We start from the raw sequence: 19,583 nt of genomic DNA on the forward strand, positions 1-19,583 counted from the left end.
CAGTTATTTATCTGCCTTGCGCAGGCGCGCGTAGTAAAAACCATCGTGACCATCCAATTGCGGCAGCAGTTGCCTGCCGCAGGGCTGGCTTAGCCCCCACTCGACCATCAGCTCGTCGCAGATTGCGTCTTGTTGGCGCGCAATAAATGCTTCAATCACACGGGTATTTTCCTTGGGCATCACCGAACAGGTGGCGTAGAGCAAAATGCCGCCCGGTTTGAGCAGTGACCAGAGGCTTTTCAGCAGCTGGGCCTGCAGCTCCCCGAGTTTATCCAGCTCCTCCGGGGTGCGCAGCACTTTGATGTCGGGGTGGCGGCGCACAATACCGGTGGCGGAGCAGGGGGCGTCGAGCAGGATGCGATCGAAAAGTTCGCCATCCCACCAATCATTAGGTGTGGTGCCATCGCCGCAGACAACCTCGGCGCTCACTCCCAGGCGCGCCAGATTTTCGCGCACGCGAGTCAGGCGCCGCTCATCGGCATCGAGGGCGGTCAGATGCAGGCTCGGCTCCAGCTCCAGCAAGTGCCCGGTTTTGCCACCAGGGGCACTGCAGGCATCCAACACCCGCAAATTGGGCGACAATTCAAGTAAATCACCGCTCAATTGCGCTGCTTCGTCCTGCACACTCAACCAGCCTTCAGCAAAATAGGGCAGTTTGCGCGGGTCGCAGGCCTGCTCCAGGGTGATGCCGTAGGGACTGTACTGGGTGGGTTTAGCGCTGATGTTGATCTCGCGCAGCAATTCTAAATAGTTGTCACGGCTGATCTTGTGGGTATTCAAACGCAAGCTAAACGGTGGATGCTGGTTGTTGGCGGCGATCAACTGCGCAAATTGCGCGGGCCAGCATTTGCTCAGCATAGCCTCCATCCAGGCTGGGTGATTGCTTTGAAAAGCGCGGTTTTCAGCAAGAAATTCAGTAATCCTGCCACTATCACGCTGGAAGCTGCGCAACACACCATTGACCAGATTGGTCGCCCAAGGCTTTTTGATATGGCGTGTGACTTCCACCGTTTCACCAATCGCGGCGTGGTCGGGGATGCGTGTGTGCAGCAGCTGGTAGAGACCGAGCAGCAGCAGAGCCTGCACATCACTGTCTTTGGTGCGCAGGGGTTTGTCCAGCAGGCACTCGGTATAGGCCTGCAGTTGCGGGTAAAAACGGCAGGTGCCAAAACACAGCTCTTGCAGTAATGCGCGGTCATTGTCGGGGATTTTCGCGGAAATTGCGGGCAAAAGACTGGAAAGTGAACCTTTGGCCTGCAGTATCTGGGCGATTACCTGCGCCGCCGCAGCGCGCACACTTAACATACTGGCTGCTCCAATTGTTGGCCAAGGCTAAACAAATCGGGATGGCCGCGCAGTATCTCACCGACACTCATGGCTTTTTTCCCCGGCAATTGCAGCATTTCGAGCACAAGTTGACCCTCTTTACAGGCGATCCATAATCCTTCGGAGTTGATCTGGGTGATACTGCCGGGTGCGGCATTGGCGTTGGTATTGGACGCTCTAGCGGCCCAAACACGCATACGTTGATCGTCGCTCGCACCTGCGGGTTTGGTGTGCGCCACGGGGAAGGGATTAAAGGCGCGCACCTTGCGTGCAAGCTCAACGGCGGACAATTGCCAGTTGAGTGCCGCCTCCTCTTTGCTGAGTTTGGGCGCGTAGTTGCTCAAACTGTCGTCCTGTTTTTCCGGCTTAATGGCTCCGGACTCAATCAAATCGAGCGCCTCGATCAGCGCCGGGGCACCCAGGGTGATGAGCCTATCGTGCAGGCTGCCGCCGGTATCTTCAGCCAAAATTGGACAATAAGCCTTAATCAGCATATCGCCCGTATCCAGCCCCACATCCATTTGCATAATGGTCACGCCGGTTTGCGTATCACCCGCTTCGATGGCCCGCTGGATGGGCGCGGCGCCGCGCCAGCGTGGCAGGATCGAAGCGTGCACATTAATACAGCCGAGGCGCGGAGCAGCGAGCACCGCCTGGGGCAGGATTAATCCGTAGGCAACTACCACCATCAAATCGGCATTCAGCGCGGCCAGCGCTTCAACCGCCTCGGGGCTTTTAAAATTGAGCGGTTGGTAGACGGGAATATCGTGCGCGAGTGCAACTTCCTTCACCGGGCTAGCGCTGAGTTTTTTGCCGCGCCCGGCCGGGCGATCCGGCTGGGAATAGACCGCAATCACCTGATGGCGACTGCCCAGCAGGGCTTTTAAATGCTCGGCGGCAAACTCGGGCGTGCCTGCGAAGATAATGCGTAAACCTTGGCTCATGAATAACCTGTCGAATTACAAAGCGTTTAAATCGATAACGATAGAAAATAAAAAAGGCGCCCGTAGCGCCTTTATCTGCTGCGCACGCTTAGCGCGCCTCAGCCTTGTGTTTTTTCTCCAGCTTGGCGCGGATGCGGGTGCGCTTGAAGGGCGAGATGTGATCCACAAACAGCTTACCATTGAGGTGATCCAGCTCGTGCTGGATACAGACTGCAAGCAGCCCCTCAGGGGTTATCTCAAAAGGTTTGCCGTCGCGATCCAGCGCCTTGACACGGATATGATTGGGGCGCACCACAGTTTCATAGAAACCGGGCACCGACAAACAACCCTCGTCGTATTCACTCAACTCCGGATCAAGCACCTCAATCTCGGGGTTGATAAATACCAGCGGCTGGGATTTGTCTTCACTCACGTCTATAACCACAACACGCTTGTGCACATTCACCTGCGATGCAGCAAGACCAATGCCGGGCGCGTCGTACATGGTTTCGAACATATCGTCGACCAATTGACGGATTTTATCATCCACTTCTGTGACGGGTTTGGCGACAGTGCGCAGCCGTGGGTCGGGAAATTCAAGGATAGGTAACAAGGCCATAGTGTTTGTGACAAACTTCTAGTAAAAAGGTAATAACCGCTGCTAACATGATGATCGCACAGGATTTATGCGGTGCACACGGAAACAGCATGGACTTTAACTTATTATTATACGTCTATCTGCCTCAGGACCGAATAAAACAGGATCGGTTTCTATGAAAAAAATATTACTGGCCGTTGCGGCCGCCTCTTTGATCAGCTTCTTCTCCTGGGCTGATGACACCCTGCTTAAGACTGGTCACCCCGACGAATACACGGTCAAAAAAGGCGATACCCTCTGGGATATTTCCGGCACCTTTTTGAACAGCCCCTGGATGTGGCCCGAGATTTGGCACGTTAATCCACAGATTGAAAACCCCCACCTGATTTTCCCGGGTGACCTGATCAAGTTGATTTACCTGGATGGCCAACCGCGTTTGACGCTGGAACGCACTATGAAAATGGTTCCCGGCGGCGCAACCAAATTGAGCCCCAGCATCCGCGTTCAGCAGATGGATGAAGCCATCAGCGCTATTCCACTCGATAAAATTGATGCCTTCCTGTCGCGCAGCCGAATTGTTGAGCCCGGTGTGCTGGAAGCCTCACCTTATATGCTCGCAGGTCAGCAGCAACACCTGATTGTAGGCGCCGGCGATCGCGCCTATGCACGCGGCCAATTCGATGCCAACTACACCAACTACGGTGTATATCGCAAAGGCCAGCTCTTCAAAGATCCAGTCACCAAAGAAGTCCTAGGTGTTTATGCCCAAGGTATAGGCACAGTAGCTGTCAATAAAATGACCGGCGATATAGCGACGCTGGATGTAGTGCGCACCTACGAAGAAGTTCGCCCCGGCGACAACCTGTTGCCTAGCGAAGACCGTTCAGTCGACTCTATTTTCTTTCCGAGCGCGCCCGACTCAGAAATTGAAGCCCAAATTATTGCCGTTGAAGGCGGTGTAACCCAAGTGGGCAAGTTCAACGTGGTTATGATCAACAAGGGTGAGCGCGAAGGCTTGCAAATTGGCAATGTAATGGCCATTTTTAAAGCGGGCGAAGTAGTGAGTGACCGGGTGCGCGGCGGCAAAGTTACATTGCCCGATGAACGTGCCGGCTTGCTGATGGTATTCCGCACCTTTGAAAAAATGAGTTTTGCATTGGTATTGGAATCTGACCGCCCACTGTCTGTCAGGGATAAAGTGCGCAACCCCTAATCTGTAATATATAGAGCTGCCCCCCAGTGGGCAGCATAGCTCAAGGATGATGTAATGCTTTCCCCTCTCGCCGCCCATTTACTCCTTTTACGCCTACCCGATACCGGAACCGCCAGCTACTGGCAGTTAATGGAGCAATTTACCAGCCCTCAGGAACTACTGAGCCTTCCGGCTCGCAGCCTCGCGCCCTACCTCAAGCCGCTGGCCATTGAGGCACTTGCCGACTTTCAGGCCAACCCGCAGCAGAGTCATTTAGCCCGCCTGTTGGCGGCAGATATGATTTATCTGGAGCAACAGCCTTCACTGCATTGCCTACTATTTGATGACCCGCGCTACCCGCGCCTGTTGCGTGAAATCCCCAAACCACCGCCACTGCTGTTTGTGCGCGGCAACCCGGATTGCCTGAGTTTGCCGCAGCTGGCGATAGTGGGCAGCCGCAGCCCAAGCGGGGGCGGCAATGAAAATGCTGAGCGCTTTGCGGCGTATCTGGCCGGTTGCGGCTTGGCGATCACCAGCGGTTTGGCTTTGGGTATAGATGCCGCTGCTCATCGCGGCGCACTATCAGCAGGTGGTATTACCATTGCGGTGATGGGCACCGGCATAGACCGGGTTTATCCATCGCGCCACCATCAATTAGCACAGGCGATTGTCGATGGCGGTGGCGCGCTGGTCAGCGAATTCCCGCTGGGTACTTCATCCCACGCCAGTCATTTTCCCCAGCGCAACCGTATTATCAGTGGCCTCAGTGGCGGCACCTTGGTGGTTGAGGCGGCGGTGCAAAGCGGCTCATTAATCACCGCATCCTACGCACTGCAACACAACCGTGAGGTGTTTGCGATTCCCGGCTCCATCCACAACCCGCTGGCGCGGGGCTGTCATCAACTCATCCGCCAGGGCGCAACCCTGGTGGAAACCGCGCAAGACATAGTCGATCAACTTTCCGGTTTAATCAGCTACAAGCGTCAGGAGCTGCGCGATAACCTGCAGCAGGAAGAGCTTTTCGCCGCTCCACCCACCCGCAACACCAAGTCCCCATCGAATGAAAAAAATACCCCGACGGAATCGCCCTCACTCAGCGAGCAAGAACAGCAATTGCTGCACGCCTTGGGTTACGATCCGCTGCCGCTGGATCTGCTTGCCGAGCGTATAGGGCAGGACGTGGGAGGCTTGTCGGCGGCGCTGATTGGCCTTGAAATCAAAGGTTTGGTGCAACAGGTTGGCGCGTCTTACCAGCGCTGCTGAATCGCTATAACCTGCCTGCGGGTTGAGCTTGGACGATGGCTGGGGTAGATTCGCGCCAGACTGCACCCGCAGCCCGTTTTTAGTCAGCCCACAGGTAATACTTATGCTCGATTGGTCAATTCATCCCCGCGTTCAATACGCCGCCCGTCAAATGCGCTTTGGCGGTGTAGTCGCCTACCCGACAGAAGCCGTATGGGGTTTGGGCTGCAATCCGTTCGATGAATTGGCGGTGACGGAATTACTCGCGCTCAAAGAACGCCCCGTGCAAAAAGGGCTGATCCTGGTCGCGGCAAGCTTCCAGATGTTTGCCCCGTTTCTCGATCATTTGGACGATCTGCAGCGCCAGCGCCTAAAAAATAGCTGGCCCGGCCCTATCACCTGGTTAGTACCTGCGAATGGGTTGATTCCCTACTGGATCAGCGGCAACTTCACCAGCGTCGCACTGCGTGTCACCGACCACCCGGTTGCCGCTGGCCTGTCGCGCGCCTTTGGCGGGCCGATAGTCTCCACCTCCTGCAACCCGCAAGGCCGCGAGCCGGCACGGGACATTCACCAGGTGCGCCGCTACTTTGGCAACCAATTAGCCGCAATCACCGCTGGCGCTGTTGGCAAACGCAAAAATCCCTCCGAGATTCGCGATTTATTGACCGGTGATATTGTTCGCCCCAGTTAGCTTTTGTAAGCGATTTCCCCCCTTTGCAACTGCTCCGCGTAGAATGGCGACCTTTTTAGGCTCGCCTATACTAGACACTCAATTCGCAAGGATCCCCTATGAGCAATTCCCATGGGCCAGATAAGGCCGCGGTAAAAGCCTATCTACTTGATCTGCAAGACCGCATTTGTACCGCACTCGCCGCCGAAGATGGTGGCGCGGATTTTATTGAAGACGCCTGGACCCGCGCCGAGGGCGGTGGCGGCCGCTCGCGTGTGCTTACCGACGGCAAGGTAATTGAAAAGGGCGGAGTGAACTTCTCCCATGTTTACGGCACGCAAATGCCTGCCTCGGCGACGGCACACCGCCCCGAATTGGCGGGCCGAGCATTTGAAGCCATGGGCGTATCGCTCGTGATTCACCCTCACAACCCCTATGTGCCTACCAGTCACGCCAATGTGCGCTTTTTTATCGCCGAAAAAGAGGGCGCGGAACCGGTATGGTGGTTTGGCGGTGGTTACGACTTGACCCCCTATTACGGCAACGAGGCCGACGTAGTGCACTGGCACCAGACCGCCAAAAACGCATGCGATCCGCTCGGCGAACATCTCTACCCAAAATTTAAAAGTTGGTGCGATGACTACTTCTTTTTGAAGCATCGCGGCGAAGCACGCGGTGTGGGCGGTTTATTTTTTGATGACTACAACGCCGAAAGTTTTGCGCACAGTTTTGCGCTGATGCGCGCGGTCGGCGATAGTTATGTGCCCGCCTACCAGCCGATTGTTAATGCGCGTAAAGATCAGCCATTTACGGAACGCGAGCGCGATTTCCAACTCTATCGCCGTGGCCGCTATGTGGAATTTAATTTGGTGTACGACCGCGGCACCCTGTTTGGTTTGCAAACCGGTGGACGCACCGAATCGATTTTAATGTCACTGCCACCGCTGGTGCGCTGGGAATATAACTGGCAGCCGGAAGCGGGCAGTGCTGAAGCTGAACTTTATGAAAAATTTCTCCCTCACCGCGATTGGTTGAAATAAAAATAATTTACCGTCAATCACATTGCGACTATTTAGTGGATAACTCATGACCGATTTATACGCCGTATTCGGCAACCCGATTAATCACAGCAAGTCACCGAATATCCATCGCCAGTTTGCCGAACAAACCGGGCAGGATATGCACTACAACAAACAACTTGTCAACGAAGGCGAATTTGAAAGCGCGGCGCAAGAATTTTTTGCGCAGGGCGGCAAAGGTTTAAACATAACGGTGCCCTTCAAATTAAATGCCTTTGCCTTTGCGCAAAAACGTACCGCGCGCGCGGAGCGTGCCGGCGCTGTAAATACGCTAGCGCGTCTGAGCGATGGCACTATTCTTGGCGATAATACTGACGGCATTGGCATGATTCACGATATGCACAACCTCGGCTGGGAACTGGAAGGCAAACGTGTATTAATTCTCGGGGCGGGCGGTGCCGTGCGCGGTATTTTGCAACCGCTGCTGGAAGAAAAACCGGCGCAAGTAGTCATTGCTAATCGCACAGTGGAAAAAGCCGAAACGCTGGCAAAAAATTTCCTCGACCTGGGTGACATTTGCGCAAAAAGTTTCGCGCAATTACACGGTGATCACTTTGATATTGTAATTAACGGTACCTCCGCCAGTATGCAAGGTGAATTGCCGCCATTGCCAGATGACCTGCTCGCTGCCAACGCTTGTTGCTACGATATGATGTACGGCGCCGAGCCAACTATTTTTTTAACCTGGGCCAAAACCCACGGCGCGGTGCAAATTGCCGATGGTTTGGGCATGCTGATCGGCCAAGCGGCAGAAGCCTTTTATTTGTGGCGACAAATTCGCCCGGAAGTTGTACCGGTAATTACGGCGATGCGCCGCCAGTTGGCAGAGAAAAAATAAATCAATGCAGCAAACAACAGCGGGAGCCCAGAGTGTTATGCGAAAGATCAATCGCCTATGCACACACCGCTGGGTTTTCCTGCCTGTGCCGCAGAGTGCACTGTTGTGTGTGTCGCTGCTATTGAGCGCAATTTTTTTCTTCACTCAAGCGGCGCACGCGGAGCCAAAAACCGAAGGGCATAACCAAGCCCGCACAACTCCGCTGAAAGTGGTAGTGCCCGGCAGCGGTAAAGCCGCGCCCCATGAACCCTATTTTTACTACGTAAACCTGTTGCGCTTGGCACTGGAAAAAACCCGCGCGAGCGATGGCGATTTTGAATTGGGTTTTCACCAACACAGTGGTGGCATAGAGCGCGACCGAACGATGCTGATCGCGGGCGTGGGCATTGACGCTATGTGGGCATCGGTCACCCGCGAGCGCGCGGAAAAATTGCGTGTTGTCGAGGTGGATTTATTGAAAAATCTGAACAACTATCGCGCCCTGTTAATTCACAAAGACAAACAAGCACAATTTTCCAAAGTGACAAGCCTCGCGCAGCTACGGCGCTTTAAAACGGGCACCGGTCCCTATTGGACCGATGGCATCATTATGAAAGACAACGGTTTTACGCTGGTGTACGGTGCCAATTATGGCGGCCTGTTTAAAATGCTCGCCAAACACAGATTTGATTTTTTTTCGCGCGGGCTGCATGAAATTGAAAGTGATTTAATTGCCTTTGCTTCACTGGGATTGATGCAGGAACCTCGTTTGCTGCTCAAGTATGATCGCCCGGTGCGCTACTGTTTTTTTGTCAATAAAGATAATCACGCACTCGCCGACCGCATTGAGCGCGGGCTGCGCCTGGCGCAAGCAGATGGCTCGTTTGATGAATTATTTTTCAGCATGCCCAACTTCAAATACGGCTATGAAATGTTGCGCGATCCGCAGCGCCTTATATTGCAGATTACCAATAAAACCAATCCTTAATTCTTTAATGACTGCGGTACTGTCATGGTATATGCCAGCTTATTTTTTACCGCCCTGATCGCCGCGACATTTTTTCCCCTCTCCTCCGAAGCGCTGCTGGTGTCACTGTTGCATCAGGGCTACTCACCACTGTTGCTCGGGCTGGTCGCCACACTCGGCAATACACTGGGCTCCTGCATCAATTGGTATCTGGGGCGACAGTGCTTGCATTTCCAACACAAAAAATGGTTTCCGGTTTCCCCTGCACAGCTGCAGCGCGCCCAGCAGCAGTTTCAACGCTACGGCATTTACTCCCTGCTATTTGCCTGGCTGCCCATAGTCGGTGATCCGCTCACTTTGCTGGCCGGCGTGATGCGGGTGCAATTCCCCTTGTTTGTTGCACTGGTGGCCGTCGGTAAAGCGCTGCGCTATACCTTGGTGATCTGGCTGAGCCTGCAACTGCTCTAACCAGGGTTGACCACACCAAAACAATCTAAAAATTCGATAAAAATAAGCTATTTTTAGCTATTTTTAATCTAATTATTAGGCCTTATTCTGGTTGCAACTGAGGCGATGACAGAACTTCTGCAGCACCTCACCCCTTAATGTTCTTTAGCCAATTACCCGGAGTTCACCATGACTGCAATCAACAAAGTTCTCGCTACCAATAACTCGTTTTCCGCGCTCGCACTGCGCTTGCCACTGGGCATTATTTTTGCCGCCCATGGTGCGCAAAAACTGTTTGGCTGGTTTGGTGGCTACGGCCTGCAAGGCACCGGCCAGTGGATGGAATCCATCGGCCTGGGCCCCGGTGTGTTGATGGCCGCACTGTCTGGTTCGGCGGAGTTTTTTGGCGGCCTGGCGCTGATTTTGGGTCTGCTCACTCGCCCTGCCGCGCTGGTATTAGCGGTGACCATGCTGGTAGCCATTTTTACCGTGCACTTCAGCAACGGTCTGTTTATGAGTAACAACGGCTACGAATTTGGCTTGGCACTCCTGGCCGGTGCAGTTTCGCTGCTGATTTCCGGCGGCGGCCGCGCCAGTGTTGACCGCCTGCTCGCTAAACACTGAGCGCAATAATCGCTACAACAGTATTTCTGTAAGAAACAGCAAGAAACTCGCAGCGCCAATGGGGGCGCTGCAAGAAAAATGAGGTGACCTATGATCAGTATTCGACGCAGCCATGAACGCGGTGGTGCCAACTTCGGCTGGCTGGATAGCAAACACACGTTTTCATTCGGCAGTTATTACGATGAGCGCCATATGGGGTTTTCCGCCCTGCGCGTCATCAACGACGACCGCGTCACGCCCGGTGCCGGTTTTGCGACTCACGGTCACCGCGACATGGAAATCATCAGTTATGTATTGGAGGGTGAAATCGCCCACAAAGACAGCGAGGGCAACGTCGCCACGCTACCGCCCGGTGAATTCCAGTTGATGTCGGCGGGCAGCGGAATTCGCCACAGCGAATTTAATCCGTCAGACAGCAAACCCCTGCACTTTTTGCAGATCTGGATTGAACCCAATGTGCACGGCGAAGCGCCCGGCTACCAGCAAAAGGCATTTGGCAGCACGCCCGGTTTAACCCTGGCGGTCAGCCCGGACGGTGAAGCGGGCAGTTTGGTGATCAAACAGGATGCCCGGGTGTATCAATTGCGGCTGGACGCAAAGGGCGCGGCGCAATTACCCGCGCTGCGCCAGCGCAACTACTATGTGCATGTGATTAAAGGCGAGCTGTTGATTGAAGGCGAATTGGTGAGCGCTGGCGACGGCGCCAAACTTAACCGTATCGACAACTTGCTGATGCAGGCGCAAGCCACGGCGGTAGAAGCGCTGGTGTTTGATTTACCCTAGGCTTGGGCGGCAACCACCCGCAGCCTAAGTTCTTCGGGAAACCCCTCCAGCCGGGCGACCAGTTCGTCGCCCGGTTGCACCGGCCCCACACCGGCGGGGGTGCCGGTAAAAATCAAATCGCCGGCATCCAGTTTTATATAGCGCGACACTTCCACAATCAATTCCGGCACCGACCACACCATGCTGCGCCAATTGCCGCGCTGCACTTCTTTGCCATTGCGCGTTAGCACCAAATCGCCGAACTGCGAAAGCTCGCTGAAGGTGATGGGTAAGATGGCCGTACAGGGCGCCGAGCCGTCAAAACCCTTGGCCAGCTCCCAGGGGCGGCCCAGTTGTTTGGCTTCTTTTTGGCGGTCGCGACAGGTCATATCCAAACCGACGGCAACACCAAATACATAATCGGCGGCATCGGCAGCCGCAATCTGCGCGCCGGATTTGCCAATCGCAATAACCAATTCCAGCTCGTGTTCAACCTGTTGCGAAAAATGCGGGTAGATAAAATCCCTATGGTTTTGCGCCAGCGCACTCTGCGGTTTGAAAAAGAAAAATGGCGGTTCCCGCTCCGGGTCGTGGCCCATTTCCCGCGCGTGTTCGGCGTAATTGCGGCCAATGCAGATAATTTTATTGACGCCAAACGATGCGCCCTTAGGCTGCAACACCGGCAGCTGATAAACCCTAACAGACATAATTATCCCTTGGTGTGAGTGGAGTGAATAACGCAGCGATTGCGCCCGGCCGCTTTGGCCTGATTCATGGCGCTGTCGGCAAATTTTAACAGGGTGCTGGCGCTGCGCTCTTCGCCATTAAATAGCGCTATGCCAATACTGGTGCTGACTTTGCAGCGCTGGTTGATCAGCACAAAATCCCGCGTAAACAATGCCAATAACTGCTCGCCAAACTCCTGCGCCAAACGCTCGGCGGTGCCAGCATCCTGCCCCAACTGCTCCACCACCAGCACAAATTCATCGCCGCCAAAACGCGCCAAACTGTCGCCCGGGCGCAAATGGGTCAACAGCCGCTGGGCAATTTCCTGCAGCAGCAAATCGCCCTGATCGTGGCCATAGTTGTCGTTGATGTAGCGGAAGTTGTCGATATCGATAAACACCAGCGCCGCATACTGGTGATGGCGACCACAGGCCGCCATAGCCTTTTGCAGCTGCTCATTCAGCTGGCGGCGATTAGGCAGGCGGGTCAGGGCATCGGTAGAGACGCTCTGGCGGATAATGTCCTCAGCCTCTTTGCGCTCGCGAATATCGCGCGAGCTGCCCTGGGCACCCGCAAACTCGCCCTCGGCATTAAAAAACATACGCACCGCCGCTTCAGTCCACACCAGCTCACCGTTTTTATGTTGCAGGCCATAGCGGGCCACGGAATCGCGCACACCGGTGGTGCCATAGCGTTTGGCGTTGCGCATGACATGTTGGAACTCGGCCAGCGCACGCTCCCGTTCGCTGGCATGCAACACAACCTCCATGGGTTGGCCGAGCAGCTCCTGTGGCTGGTAGCCTAGCAATTTGTGCACGGAAGGGCTGAGGTAGGAATAGCGATTGCGGGCGTCTATTTTCCACACCCAGTCGGTCATGTTGTCAGTGAGCAGGGCCATTTGCTGTTCGTGCTCGCGCAGTTGCGCCCGCTGGCGGCTAACTTTGCGATTGAGGCTGCGGGTCTGCAACAGCAAGCCCGCCGCCGTGAGAGCGATCAACACTAGCGCCACCAGCAGCAATGCGCTCCAATTGAACACCCGCACTTCTTTGTGATTGACCCACTTTTGTTGCAGTGCGGTCATTTCCTCCGCGCTGATAGCGCCAATCGCAGTATTGATCTTCGCCAATAGCGCGGTGTTGTCGCGCGCTACCGCAGCGTGGAGCGAGCGCCGGTAGAGCACCGTCAGCACGCGGAATTTATCGGGTGTGGTGTAGCGATCCAGGTAGTACATGCCCACCGGATAATCAGCGACAAAAGCGTCCACTTCGCCTGCAATCGCCGCTTGCACCAGCAGCTCACTGTTTTGATAAAGCTTCAGTGGTTGGGTCTCGTAGTGGCTGAGCAAATACTCTTGTTCATAGGCGCCCGCCACCACACCCAGCGGCATAGCTTGCAGGTCGCCAATATCAATAGCGCCCGCGAGTTTCTTGGTGTGGATAAAAATCGCTGTGCGCAGCTCAAACAACGGCGCGGAAAAAGCGAGGGTTTTGCGCCGCTCGGGCGATAGCAATAAACCACCGTGGATAAGCCCCGGCGTGTTTTGTACGCGGCTGATGGTATCCGGCCAATCCATCAGCTCTACCTGCAGCGGCACCTGTTGTTTGGCGGCGATCAACCGCCAGATATCGATAATCAAACCCTGGGCATTGCCCTGCTGGTCGCGAAAGGCAAAGGGCGCCAAGCGATGATCCTGCACCACCTGCAGTGGTACAGGCGCCGGAACTTGCGGCGGCGCCTCCTGCGCGCTGAGGGTGGCGCTCAGCGCCAGCAGCAACAGCCCACTCGCGGCCGCCTTCAACAACCCAGACATAAAGACCTGCAATTAGCTTTCGCTGAGATAAGTATTTTTGAGCTTTACGTAGTTATTGGCAGAGTAGAGGAAAAAGCTTTTTTCCGTTTCTTTCAACGGGCGAATCTGTTTGACCGGGGTGCCCATATACATAAAACCTGACTCAAGGCGTTTGCCCGGCGGCACCAGTGAACCAGCGCCGATCACCACCTCATCTTCCACTACCGCTCCATCAAGGATAGTCGAACCTATGCCGATCAGGACGCGATTGCCAATCGTGCAACCGTGTAAACACACCGAATGGCCCACGGTCACATCATCGCCAATGATGAGCGGATGACCGGCGGGGTTGTAATCACTGGCGTGGGTGATGTGCAGCACCGAGCCATCCTGCACACTGGTGCGCTGGCCGATGCGGATTTTGTGCATATCGCCGCGAATCACCACACAGGGCCAGACGGAAGAATCGTCGCCCAGCACCACATCGCCAATCACCACGGCAGCGTCATCCACCATTACCCGTGCGCCCAATTGCGGTCGCTGACCTTGGAAACTTCTTATTGCGCCCATAGTTATGCTCCTGAAAATGCTCGTCTTTAATGGGTGTATGATACGCCAAACCCCGCCCGAATTTGCCTCACGGAGCCAGTGCATGACCAATCCCCTGTTAGTTTCCCACCGCTTGCCGCCCTTCAGCGCCATCAAAGCGGAACACGTCACCCCGGCGATTAGCGAATTGATTGCGCAAGGGCGCGCGCAGATGGAGCAATTGCTCGCTGATTTACCCAACCCGAGTTGGGATACTTTAGTCGCACCGTTGGAAGAACAAGGTGATAAATTGGACCAGGCCTGGGCGCCGGTCAGCCATTTAAATTCGGTTGCCAATAGCGATGAGCTGCGTGCGGCCTATACCGAGAGCGTGGCGCTGCTCACCGAATACTCCACCGAGTTCAGCCAAAACGAAGCACTCTATAACGCCTACCAACAGCTGGCGGACAGCAAAGAATTTGCGCTGTTGCCTCAGGCGCAGCAGCAGACAATCAACAATGCCCTGCGCGACTTTCGCCTGGGTGGTGTGGCGTTAAATGATGCGGATAAAAAACGTTTTGGCGAGATCCAAAAACGCCTGTCGGAACTCTCCACGCAATTTTCCAACAACGTCTTGGATGCCACCCAAGCCTGGTTTAAACAATTTGATACTGCCGACGCGCTCGCTGGATTACCTGAATCCGCACTCGCCCAAGCGGCGCAAACCGCCGCGCAAAAAAATCTCAGCGGCTATGTGATCACGCTCGATTTTCCGTCCTACTACGCGGTGATTATGTATGCGGACAATCGCGCATTGCGCGAAGAAATTTATACCGCCTATGTCACCCGCGCCTCCGCTGCTGGCCAAAAAGCCGATGGCTCCTCTGCGGCTGAATGGGACAACAGCGCGCTAATTGCCGAGACTCTGGCGCTGCGCCACGAACTGGCGCAACTGCTCGGATTTGCAAATTATGCGGAGCGTTCACTGGCGAGCAAAATGGCACAATCCACTGAACAGGTGATCCAGTTTCTAAATGAACTCGGGCAAAAATCCAAACCTTTTGCCGAGCGCGATTACGCCGAGTTGCGCGCTTTTGCCGCCGCGCAGGGCTGTGCTGATTTACAGGCCTGGGATACCACTTATTACAGCGAAAAATTGCGCGTGGAAAAATACGCCGTATCGCAAGAAGAATTGCGCCCTTATTTTCCGGCGGAAAAAGTAATCGCCGGTATGTTTGAAATCGTCAAACGTTTGTTTGGCATAGAAGTAAAACAAATCGCCGAGTTCGATACTTATCATCCGGATGTGCGTTTTTATCACATCGAAAAAAATGGCACACAAGTGGCGAGTTTTTATTTGGATATGTTTGCGCGCGACAAAAAACGCGGCGGCGCCTGGATGGCCGATTGCCGCGTACGGCGCAAAACCGCAACCGGTGTGCAATTGCCGGTGGCGTTTTTAACCTGCAACTTTACGCCACCAGTCGGCAGCAAACCGTCGCTGCTCACCCACGATGAAGTCACCACCCTGTTCCATGAGTTCGGCCACGGTTTACATCACATGCTTACCCAGATTGATGTCGCCGCCGTGAGTGGCATTAATGGTGTGGCCTGGGACGCGGTGGAATTACCAAGCCAATTTATGGAGAACTGGTGCTGGGAACCGGAGGCGATTCCATTAATTTCCGGCCACTATGAAAGTGGTGAACCACTGCCACAAGCCTTGCTGGATAAAATGCTCGCCGCCAAAAATTTCCAATCCGGTTTGCAAATGATTCGCCAGATCGAATTTTCGCTGTTCGATTTCCGCTTGCACGCCGAATACAACCCTGCTGCACCGCAATCGGCGCAGGAGGTGTTAAACCAGGTGCGCGATCAAGTCGCGGTGATCAAACCGCCGGCGTTTAATCGCTTTGAAAATAGTTTCAGCCATATTTTTGCCGGTGGTTATGCGGCGGGCTATTACAGCTATAAATGGGCTGAAGTGTTGTCGGCCGATGCCTACTCGCGTTTTGAAGAGGAGGGCATTTTTAATGCGCAAACTGGCGCCAGTTTTCTGCAAGAAATTTTGCAGCAAGGTGGCAGCAAAGCGCCGATGGAGTTGTTCAAACAATTCCGCGGGCGTGAACCCGAAATAGCGGCGCTGTTGCGTCACTCGGGCATTACACCCAGCAATATTCCAGGGGAGGCAGCCTAATGGCTTACAGCAGCAAACGCCGTTTTGTAGCGGGCGCCGTGTGCCCGCGCTGTTCGGAAATGGACAAGCTCGTGGTGTACAGCGAAGAGGGTAAAGACTATCGCGAATGTGTCGCCTGCGGCTTCAAGGATGAAATGCGTTTTAAATTTGCAACGCGCGAATTAGAGACGCGGGTTAATCAAACCGATGATGAAAAAAGTGAAGTACAAGTGGTAAACATCCTGCCATTCCCTGCAGATAAATCTGATAAATAATTTTTTGGCGCGTGTCTCTTTTTTACACGCGCGTATTTTTTCTCCCATAATTTTCCACGCTGGGTATTCCCGTAACAGATCCTCACTTTTCTCAACTTCTGACGTCATTTTATCTTGTTGTCATATTGAACATATGATACTTGTATCCAACCATTCTAGTGACTTGATGTCGCCAGCTACCCTTGGCTCATCATCTGCAGAAGGGCTATTCACGAGAAAAGGATGAGTTGCCAACCAGAGCTTCTGGCCAACCCCGTCGGCACGGGAAAGGCCAAAGCTGACTACATCCTCGGTCTTTCATAATCGATAACAATTCCCAGGAGCTGTACTCCATGAACACAAAAGCACGGTTTAACAAAAAAATCATTGCCACTGCGATCACCTCCACCATGCTCGGTGGCTTTGGTAGCTACGCAGTAGCGCAAGACGACAATCTCGAAGAAGTAATGGTGACGGGTATTCGCGCGTCACTTGAGCGCTCGATGGATATCAAACGCAATTCATCAGGCGTTGTTGATGCAATCAGTTCGCAAGATATCGGTAAGTTCCCTGACACTAACCTGGCTGAATCCTTACAGCGCATCACCGGTGTGTCTATCGACCGCAATAACGGCGAAGGTTCACGTATTACTGTGCGTGGTTTCGGACCCGACAGTAACATGGTAACCCTGAATGGAAGAATCATGCCCGGCGGTAGCGCCTATGGCGGTAGTTCAGGTGCAGATGCGTCTACTCGTGGTGGTAACTCTCGTGCGTTTGACTTCGCGAACCTGGCATCAGAATCTGTTTCTGGCGTAGAAGTATATAAAACCGGTAAAGCTAATGCTGCTGCCGGTGGTATTGGTGCGACCGTAAACATCAAAACCACCCGTCCGTTGGAGCTTGATGGCTTGACCGCAACTGTGGGTGGCAAAGCTGTAATGGATACCACAAACCGCACTGGCGATGACGTTACCCCTGAGCTGTCAGGTTTGGTTGGTTGGGTAGACGACGATGGTGTGTTTGGCGTGTCTTTGTCCGCCAGCTATCAAGAGCGCGATTCAGGCTATACCGGTGCTACTGTAAATGACTGGAGTGTAGCCGAGTGGCAAGGCGGTGCGAGCAACACTCTTTACAACGCGCAGGCAGACAACGAACTCTTCGTTAATGAGCCTGAATTTGGTCAGCTATATTCGCGTCCTAACGACATTCGCTATACCTTCTCAGATCGTCAGCGCGAGCGCACCAATGCCCAGCTGACTTTCCAATATCGCCCTGTGGAAAATGTCACAGCTACTGTTGATTACACTTTTGCACAGAATGACCAGACCGAGCAACGCGGTGAAGTAACCACTTGGGTGCAGAATGGTTCAAGTAACTTGGTTACTGTGGAATTTGATGACTCAACCATCAAAACTCCGCGCTTTATTTCCGAGCGCTATTCAAGCGGTAGAGATGTTGGCTTGTCTCAGCAGTATCGTGCACAAGAAGATACCCTGGAATCATTTGGTCTGAACTTGGCTTGGGAAGTTAACGATCAACTCACCCTTAAATTAGATGCGCATGACTCCTCAACGGAGAGCTTGCCAACTGGCCCAGGTCATTCGGGTGAATTGGATGTCGGTTTGGGTGCTCCAGTTAAAACCGCTGCAACATGGGATTTTAGCGGCAAAAAAGTACCAACATTCACCAATGAGTTCGGCGCAAGCGGAACGTTGACTGATCGCGATATCAGTTCCTCAGTAATGCGCGTTTTCTCGGTAGAGCAGTTATCTGATGTTACACAGGCTAAAGTAGATGCTCAGTGGGAGTTCGAGGACGGCAGCCGTTTTGACTTTGGTATTGAGAGAAGCGAACTTAGCTCGAACACCATCAGCTACAACGGAACTAACGCTCAAATCCTCGGTGGCTGGGGTGCATCTTCTCCCGGCGAGTTCCCTGAAGGTCTGTTTACACCTTTCGATGTGGCGGGTGAATTCGATGACGTAAATACCGGTAATTCACCAGCTATTGGTTTCCGCGCCGATGCACGTGAGCTGGCGGAAGTTTTAGTAGGATTGTATCCCACCACTGAGATAACCCCCGAGAGACCTCTCGGTGCCGGTCCAGCTTATATTGGTATAGAAGACACTCAGAACCCCTACGGCATCGTCCGCAACAGCAAAAGCAACAACCTGGTTGAGGAAGACACTGATGCTGTTTACTTCCAGCTTGGTACTACCGGTGAGTTAGCTGGTAGAGAGCTGAATGTATTGGCCGGTTTGCGCTACGAAACCACCAAGCAGACGTCCTCATCAGATACGCCTCCGGTCGATTATTTCGTTTGGCAATCAGACAATGACTTTAACTCAGTGAGCAAGCCAGCTGGCGCCGCGACTATTGCCAAGAATAGCTATGATGCGTTGTTGCCGAGCCTGGATTTGTCATTGAATCTGACCGATGATGTTGTTACCCGACTCTCATTTGGCAAGACCATTGCGCGTGCTGGTCTGGGTCAGCTGGGTTCTGTTGTTAATTATCGCAACCCTAACGGTTCAACACTCAATCAAGGGACGACTGTTCAAGCAGACGGTCAAAACCCACAGTTGAAACCGCTCGAATCCACTAACTTCGATTTGTCAGTTGAGTGGTACTTTGACACTGCCAGTTACGTTTCTGCCGGTTTCTTCGAGAAGCGTGTTGCAAACTTCACTGGCACTGAGATTACTGAACGTACCTTTGGTATTCTCGATCAAACCTCAGGCCCCAGAGCTGTCGCTGCAAGAAATGCATTGTTGAGCATAAACGAATCGACTGACGATGCTTCAATCTATGCAATGATGCAGATTCTAGGCAACCCAAGTGCATACCCACAGGGTGCTAATGCCTTTAATGCTGCTCTCAGAGACGATTTCAACGATCAAGCGGGTTATGGGTTTATCACTCCAAATGCTGATGATCCGTTGATGGTTTTCGATTACAACGCGCCTGTAAACAATCGTGAAGCCAAGATTTATGGTGCCGAGTTTGGTGCGCAGCATTTCTTTGGTGATACCGGCTTTGGCTTACAAGCGAACTACACCATCGTACGTGGTGATGTGAAATTCGATAATTTGGATCTGTCTACCCAGTTTGCATTGCTTGGTTTGAGTGATACCGCAAACGTTGTATTCATCTATGACAACCATGACATTGAGGCTCGTGTTGCCTATAACTGGCGTGACACTTTCCTCAACAGAACTGGTGTTGGTGCAAACAACCCAGGTTATATCGAGGCATACTCACAAATTGACGCTAACGTGACTTATCACATCAATGACAATCTGTCGGTATCACTCGAGGGTATCAATCTCACTGGTGAAGATCGTCGTGAACACGCTCGTAACAAAAATATGATGTGGGGTTATGACGATTTGGGTGCTCGTTACCAACTCGGTGCGCGCTACAACTTCTAAGTTTTATTTAGAGGTTATCTCAAAAA

18 protein-coding genes are annotated in these 19,583 nt (G+C 53.5%); 12 read left to right on the forward strand and 6 right to left on the reverse strand.

The features are described from left to right. Positions 1-3: 3 nt before the first annotated feature. From rsmB to def, 3 genes are all read right to left on the reverse strand, one after another. On the reverse strand, positions 4-1,305 hold the full coding sequence (gene rsmB, locus O59_RS01130) for a 16S rRNA (cytosine(967)-C(5))-methyltransferase RsmB (RefSeq protein ID WP_007638634.1): 1,302 nt from the start codon (positions 1,303-1,305) through the stop codon (positions 4-6). Further along, positions 1,299-2,270, reverse strand: a complete 972-nt coding sequence (gene fmt / locus O59_RS01135) for a methionyl-tRNA formyltransferase (protein ID WP_007638635.1) — start codon at positions 2,268-2,270, stop codon at positions 1,299-1,301. The genes rsmB and fmt overlap by 7 nt, the downstream gene beginning before the upstream one ends. Positions 2,271-2,358: 88 nt before the next feature. Then, positions 2,359-2,868: a peptide deformylase gene (def, locus tag O59_RS01140; RefSeq protein ID WP_007638636.1), complete on the reverse strand. Its 510-nt coding sequence runs from the start codon at positions 2,866-2,868 to the stop codon at positions 2,359-2,361. A 154-nt stretch (positions 2,869-3,022) separates the two neighbouring features. Between def and O59_RS01145 the strand changes: the two genes are divergently transcribed. The 9 genes from O59_RS01145 to O59_RS01185 all read left to right on the forward strand — a co-directional run bounded on the left by O59_RS01145 (position 3,023) and on the right by O59_RS01185 (position 10,671). Then, positions 3,023-4,060 (forward strand): LysM peptidoglycan-binding domain-containing protein, encoded by a 1,038-nt coding sequence (locus O59_RS01145; RefSeq protein ID WP_007638637.1) that lies wholly within the window; start codon positions 3,023-3,025, stop codon positions 4,058-4,060. 54 nt (positions 4,061-4,114) lie between these two features. Next, positions 4,115-5,302 carry a DNA-processing protein DprA gene (gene dprA, locus O59_RS01150; protein WP_007638638.1) on the forward strand — a complete coding sequence of 396 codons (1,188 nt, stop codon included), beginning with the start codon at positions 4,115-4,117 and terminating at the stop codon, positions 5,300-5,302. A 103-nt stretch (positions 5,303-5,405) separates the two neighbouring features. Beyond that, entirely contained in the window at positions 5,406-5,975 is a 570-nt protein-coding gene (locus O59_RS01155; RefSeq protein ID WP_007638639.1) for a Sua5/YciO/YrdC/YwlC family protein, read from the forward strand. 98 nt (positions 5,976-6,073) lie between these two features. Next, positions 6,074-6,994 carry an oxygen-dependent coproporphyrinogen oxidase gene (gene hemF / locus O59_RS01160; protein ID WP_007638640.1) on the forward strand — a complete coding sequence of 307 codons (921 nt, stop codon included), beginning with the start codon at positions 6,074-6,076 and terminating at the stop codon, positions 6,992-6,994. 46 nt (positions 6,995-7,040) lie between these two features. Next, positions 7,041-7,871, forward strand: a complete 831-nt coding sequence (aroE, locus tag O59_RS01165; protein WP_007638642.1) for a shikimate dehydrogenase — start codon at positions 7,041-7,043, stop codon at positions 7,869-7,871. Between the two features lie 37 nt (positions 7,872-7,908). Further along, positions 7,909-8,838, forward strand: a complete 930-nt coding sequence (locus O59_RS20795; protein ID WP_050976921.1) for an ABC transporter substrate-binding protein — start codon at positions 7,909-7,911, stop codon at positions 8,836-8,838. Positions 8,839-8,862: 24 nt separating this feature from the next. Continuing rightward, positions 8,863-9,285 (forward strand): YqaA family protein, encoded by a 423-nt coding sequence (locus O59_RS01175; protein ID WP_007638648.1) that lies wholly within the window; start codon positions 8,863-8,865, stop codon positions 9,283-9,285. Between the two features lie 168 nt (positions 9,286-9,453). Next, positions 9,454-9,888, forward strand: coding sequence for a DoxX family protein (locus tag O59_RS01180; protein ID WP_007638650.1), 435 nt, complete (start codon positions 9,454-9,456; stop codon positions 9,886-9,888). Positions 9,889-9,978: 90 nt separating this feature from the next. Next, positions 9,979-10,671 (forward strand): pirin family protein, encoded by a 693-nt coding sequence (locus O59_RS01185; RefSeq protein ID WP_007638652.1) that lies wholly within the window; start codon positions 9,979-9,981, stop codon positions 10,669-10,671. Here O59_RS01185 and O59_RS01190 read toward each other — a convergent pair. Genes O59_RS01190 through O59_RS01200 form a run of 3 tightly spaced genes read right to left on the reverse strand, consistent with a single transcriptional unit; the run spans position 10,668 to position 13,735 of the window. Further along, on the reverse strand, positions 10,668-11,357 hold the full coding sequence (locus O59_RS01190; protein ID WP_007638654.1) for a fumarylacetoacetate hydrolase family protein: 690 nt from the start codon (positions 11,355-11,357) through the stop codon (positions 10,668-10,670). The two genes, O59_RS01185 and O59_RS01190, sit on opposite strands and share 4 nt — an antisense overlap. Positions 11,358-11,359: 2 nt before the next feature. After that, positions 11,360-13,186 carry a diguanylate cyclase domain-containing protein gene (locus O59_RS01195; RefSeq protein ID WP_007638656.1) on the reverse strand — a complete coding sequence of 609 codons (1,827 nt, stop codon included), beginning with the start codon at positions 13,184-13,186 and terminating at the stop codon, positions 11,360-11,362. Between the two features lie 12 nt (positions 13,187-13,198). Continuing rightward, positions 13,199-13,735, reverse strand: a complete 537-nt coding sequence (locus O59_RS01200; protein ID WP_007638658.1) for a gamma carbonic anhydrase family protein — start codon at positions 13,733-13,735, stop codon at positions 13,199-13,201. Positions 13,736-13,817: 82 nt separating this feature from the next. On the opposite strand from O59_RS01200, the gene prlC reads away from it, so the two are divergent. The 3 genes from prlC to O59_RS01215 all read left to right on the forward strand — a co-directional run bounded on the left by prlC (position 13,818) and on the right by O59_RS01215 (position 19,557). Continuing rightward, on the forward strand, positions 13,818-15,890 hold the full coding sequence (gene prlC / locus O59_RS01205) for an oligopeptidase A (protein ID WP_007638660.1): 2,073 nt from the start codon (positions 13,818-13,820) through the stop codon (positions 15,888-15,890). Next, on the forward strand, positions 15,890-16,144 hold the full coding sequence (locus O59_RS01210; RefSeq protein ID WP_007638662.1) for a YheV family putative zinc ribbon protein: 255 nt from the start codon (positions 15,890-15,892) through the stop codon (positions 16,142-16,144). The genes prlC and O59_RS01210 overlap by 1 nt, the downstream gene beginning before the upstream one ends. A gap of 332 nt (positions 16,145-16,476) precedes the next feature. Then, complete coding sequence (locus O59_RS01215; RefSeq protein ID WP_007638664.1) at positions 16,477-19,557, forward strand: TonB-dependent receptor; 3,081 nt, start codon at positions 16,477-16,479, stop codon at positions 19,555-19,557. The last annotated feature ends 26 nt before the right edge of the window (positions 19,558-19,583 follow it).

Source organism: Cellvibrio sp. BR, assembly GCF_000263355.1.
Lineage (GTDB): Bacteria > Pseudomonadota > Gammaproteobacteria > Pseudomonadales > Cellvibrionaceae > Cellvibrio.

What these genes read in the sequence shown, in the direction of transcription:
- rsmB (WP_007638634.1), bottom strand. Translation starts at nt 1,305, where the DNA reads ATGTTAAGTGTGCGCGCTGCGGCGGCGCAGGTAATCGCCCAGATACTG.
- fmt (WP_007638635.1), bottom strand. Translation starts at nt 2,270, where the DNA reads ATGAGCCAAGGTTTACGCATTATCTTCGCAGGCACGCCCGAGTTTGCC.
- def (WP_007638636.1), bottom strand. Translation starts at nt 2,868, where the DNA reads ATGGCCTTGTTACCTATCCTTGAATTTCCCGACCCACGGCTGCGCACT.
- O59_RS01145 (WP_007638637.1), top strand. Translation starts at nt 3,023, where the DNA reads ATGAAAAAAATATTACTGGCCGTTGCGGCCGCCTCTTTGATCAGCTTC.
- dprA (WP_007638638.1), top strand. Translation starts at nt 4,115, where the DNA reads ATGCTTTCCCCTCTCGCCGCCCATTTACTCCTTTTACGCCTACCCGAT.
- O59_RS01155 (WP_007638639.1), top strand. Translation starts at nt 5,406, where the DNA reads ATGCTCGATTGGTCAATTCATCCCCGCGTTCAATACGCCGCCCGTCAA.
- hemF (WP_007638640.1), top strand. Translation starts at nt 6,074, where the DNA reads ATGAGCAATTCCCATGGGCCAGATAAGGCCGCGGTAAAAGCCTATCTA.
- aroE (WP_007638642.1), top strand. Translation starts at nt 7,041, where the DNA reads ATGACCGATTTATACGCCGTATTCGGCAACCCGATTAATCACAGCAAG.
- O59_RS20795 (WP_050976921.1), top strand. Translation starts at nt 7,909, where the DNA reads ATGCGAAAGATCAATCGCCTATGCACACACCGCTGGGTTTTCCTGCCT.
- O59_RS01175 (WP_007638648.1), top strand. Translation starts at nt 8,863, where the DNA reads ATGGTATATGCCAGCTTATTTTTTACCGCCCTGATCGCCGCGACATTT.
- O59_RS01180 (WP_007638650.1), top strand. Translation starts at nt 9,454, where the DNA reads ATGACTGCAATCAACAAAGTTCTCGCTACCAATAACTCGTTTTCCGCG.
- O59_RS01185 (WP_007638652.1), top strand. Translation starts at nt 9,979, where the DNA reads ATGATCAGTATTCGACGCAGCCATGAACGCGGTGGTGCCAACTTCGGC.
- O59_RS01190 (WP_007638654.1), bottom strand. Translation starts at nt 11,357, where the DNA reads ATGTCTGTTAGGGTTTATCAGCTGCCGGTGTTGCAGCCTAAGGGCGCA.
- O59_RS01195 (WP_007638656.1), bottom strand. Translation starts at nt 13,186, where the DNA reads ATGTCTGGGTTGTTGAAGGCGGCCGCGAGTGGGCTGTTGCTGCTGGCG.
- O59_RS01200 (WP_007638658.1), bottom strand. Translation starts at nt 13,735, where the DNA reads ATGGGCGCAATAAGAAGTTTCCAAGGTCAGCGACCGCAATTGGGCGCA.
- prlC (WP_007638660.1), top strand. Translation starts at nt 13,818, where the DNA reads ATGACCAATCCCCTGTTAGTTTCCCACCGCTTGCCGCCCTTCAGCGCC.
- O59_RS01210 (WP_007638662.1), top strand. Translation starts at nt 15,890, where the DNA reads ATGGCTTACAGCAGCAAACGCCGTTTTGTAGCGGGCGCCGTGTGCCCG.
- O59_RS01215 (WP_007638664.1), top strand. Translation starts at nt 16,477, where the DNA reads ATGAACACAAAAGCACGGTTTAACAAAAAAATCATTGCCACTGCGATC.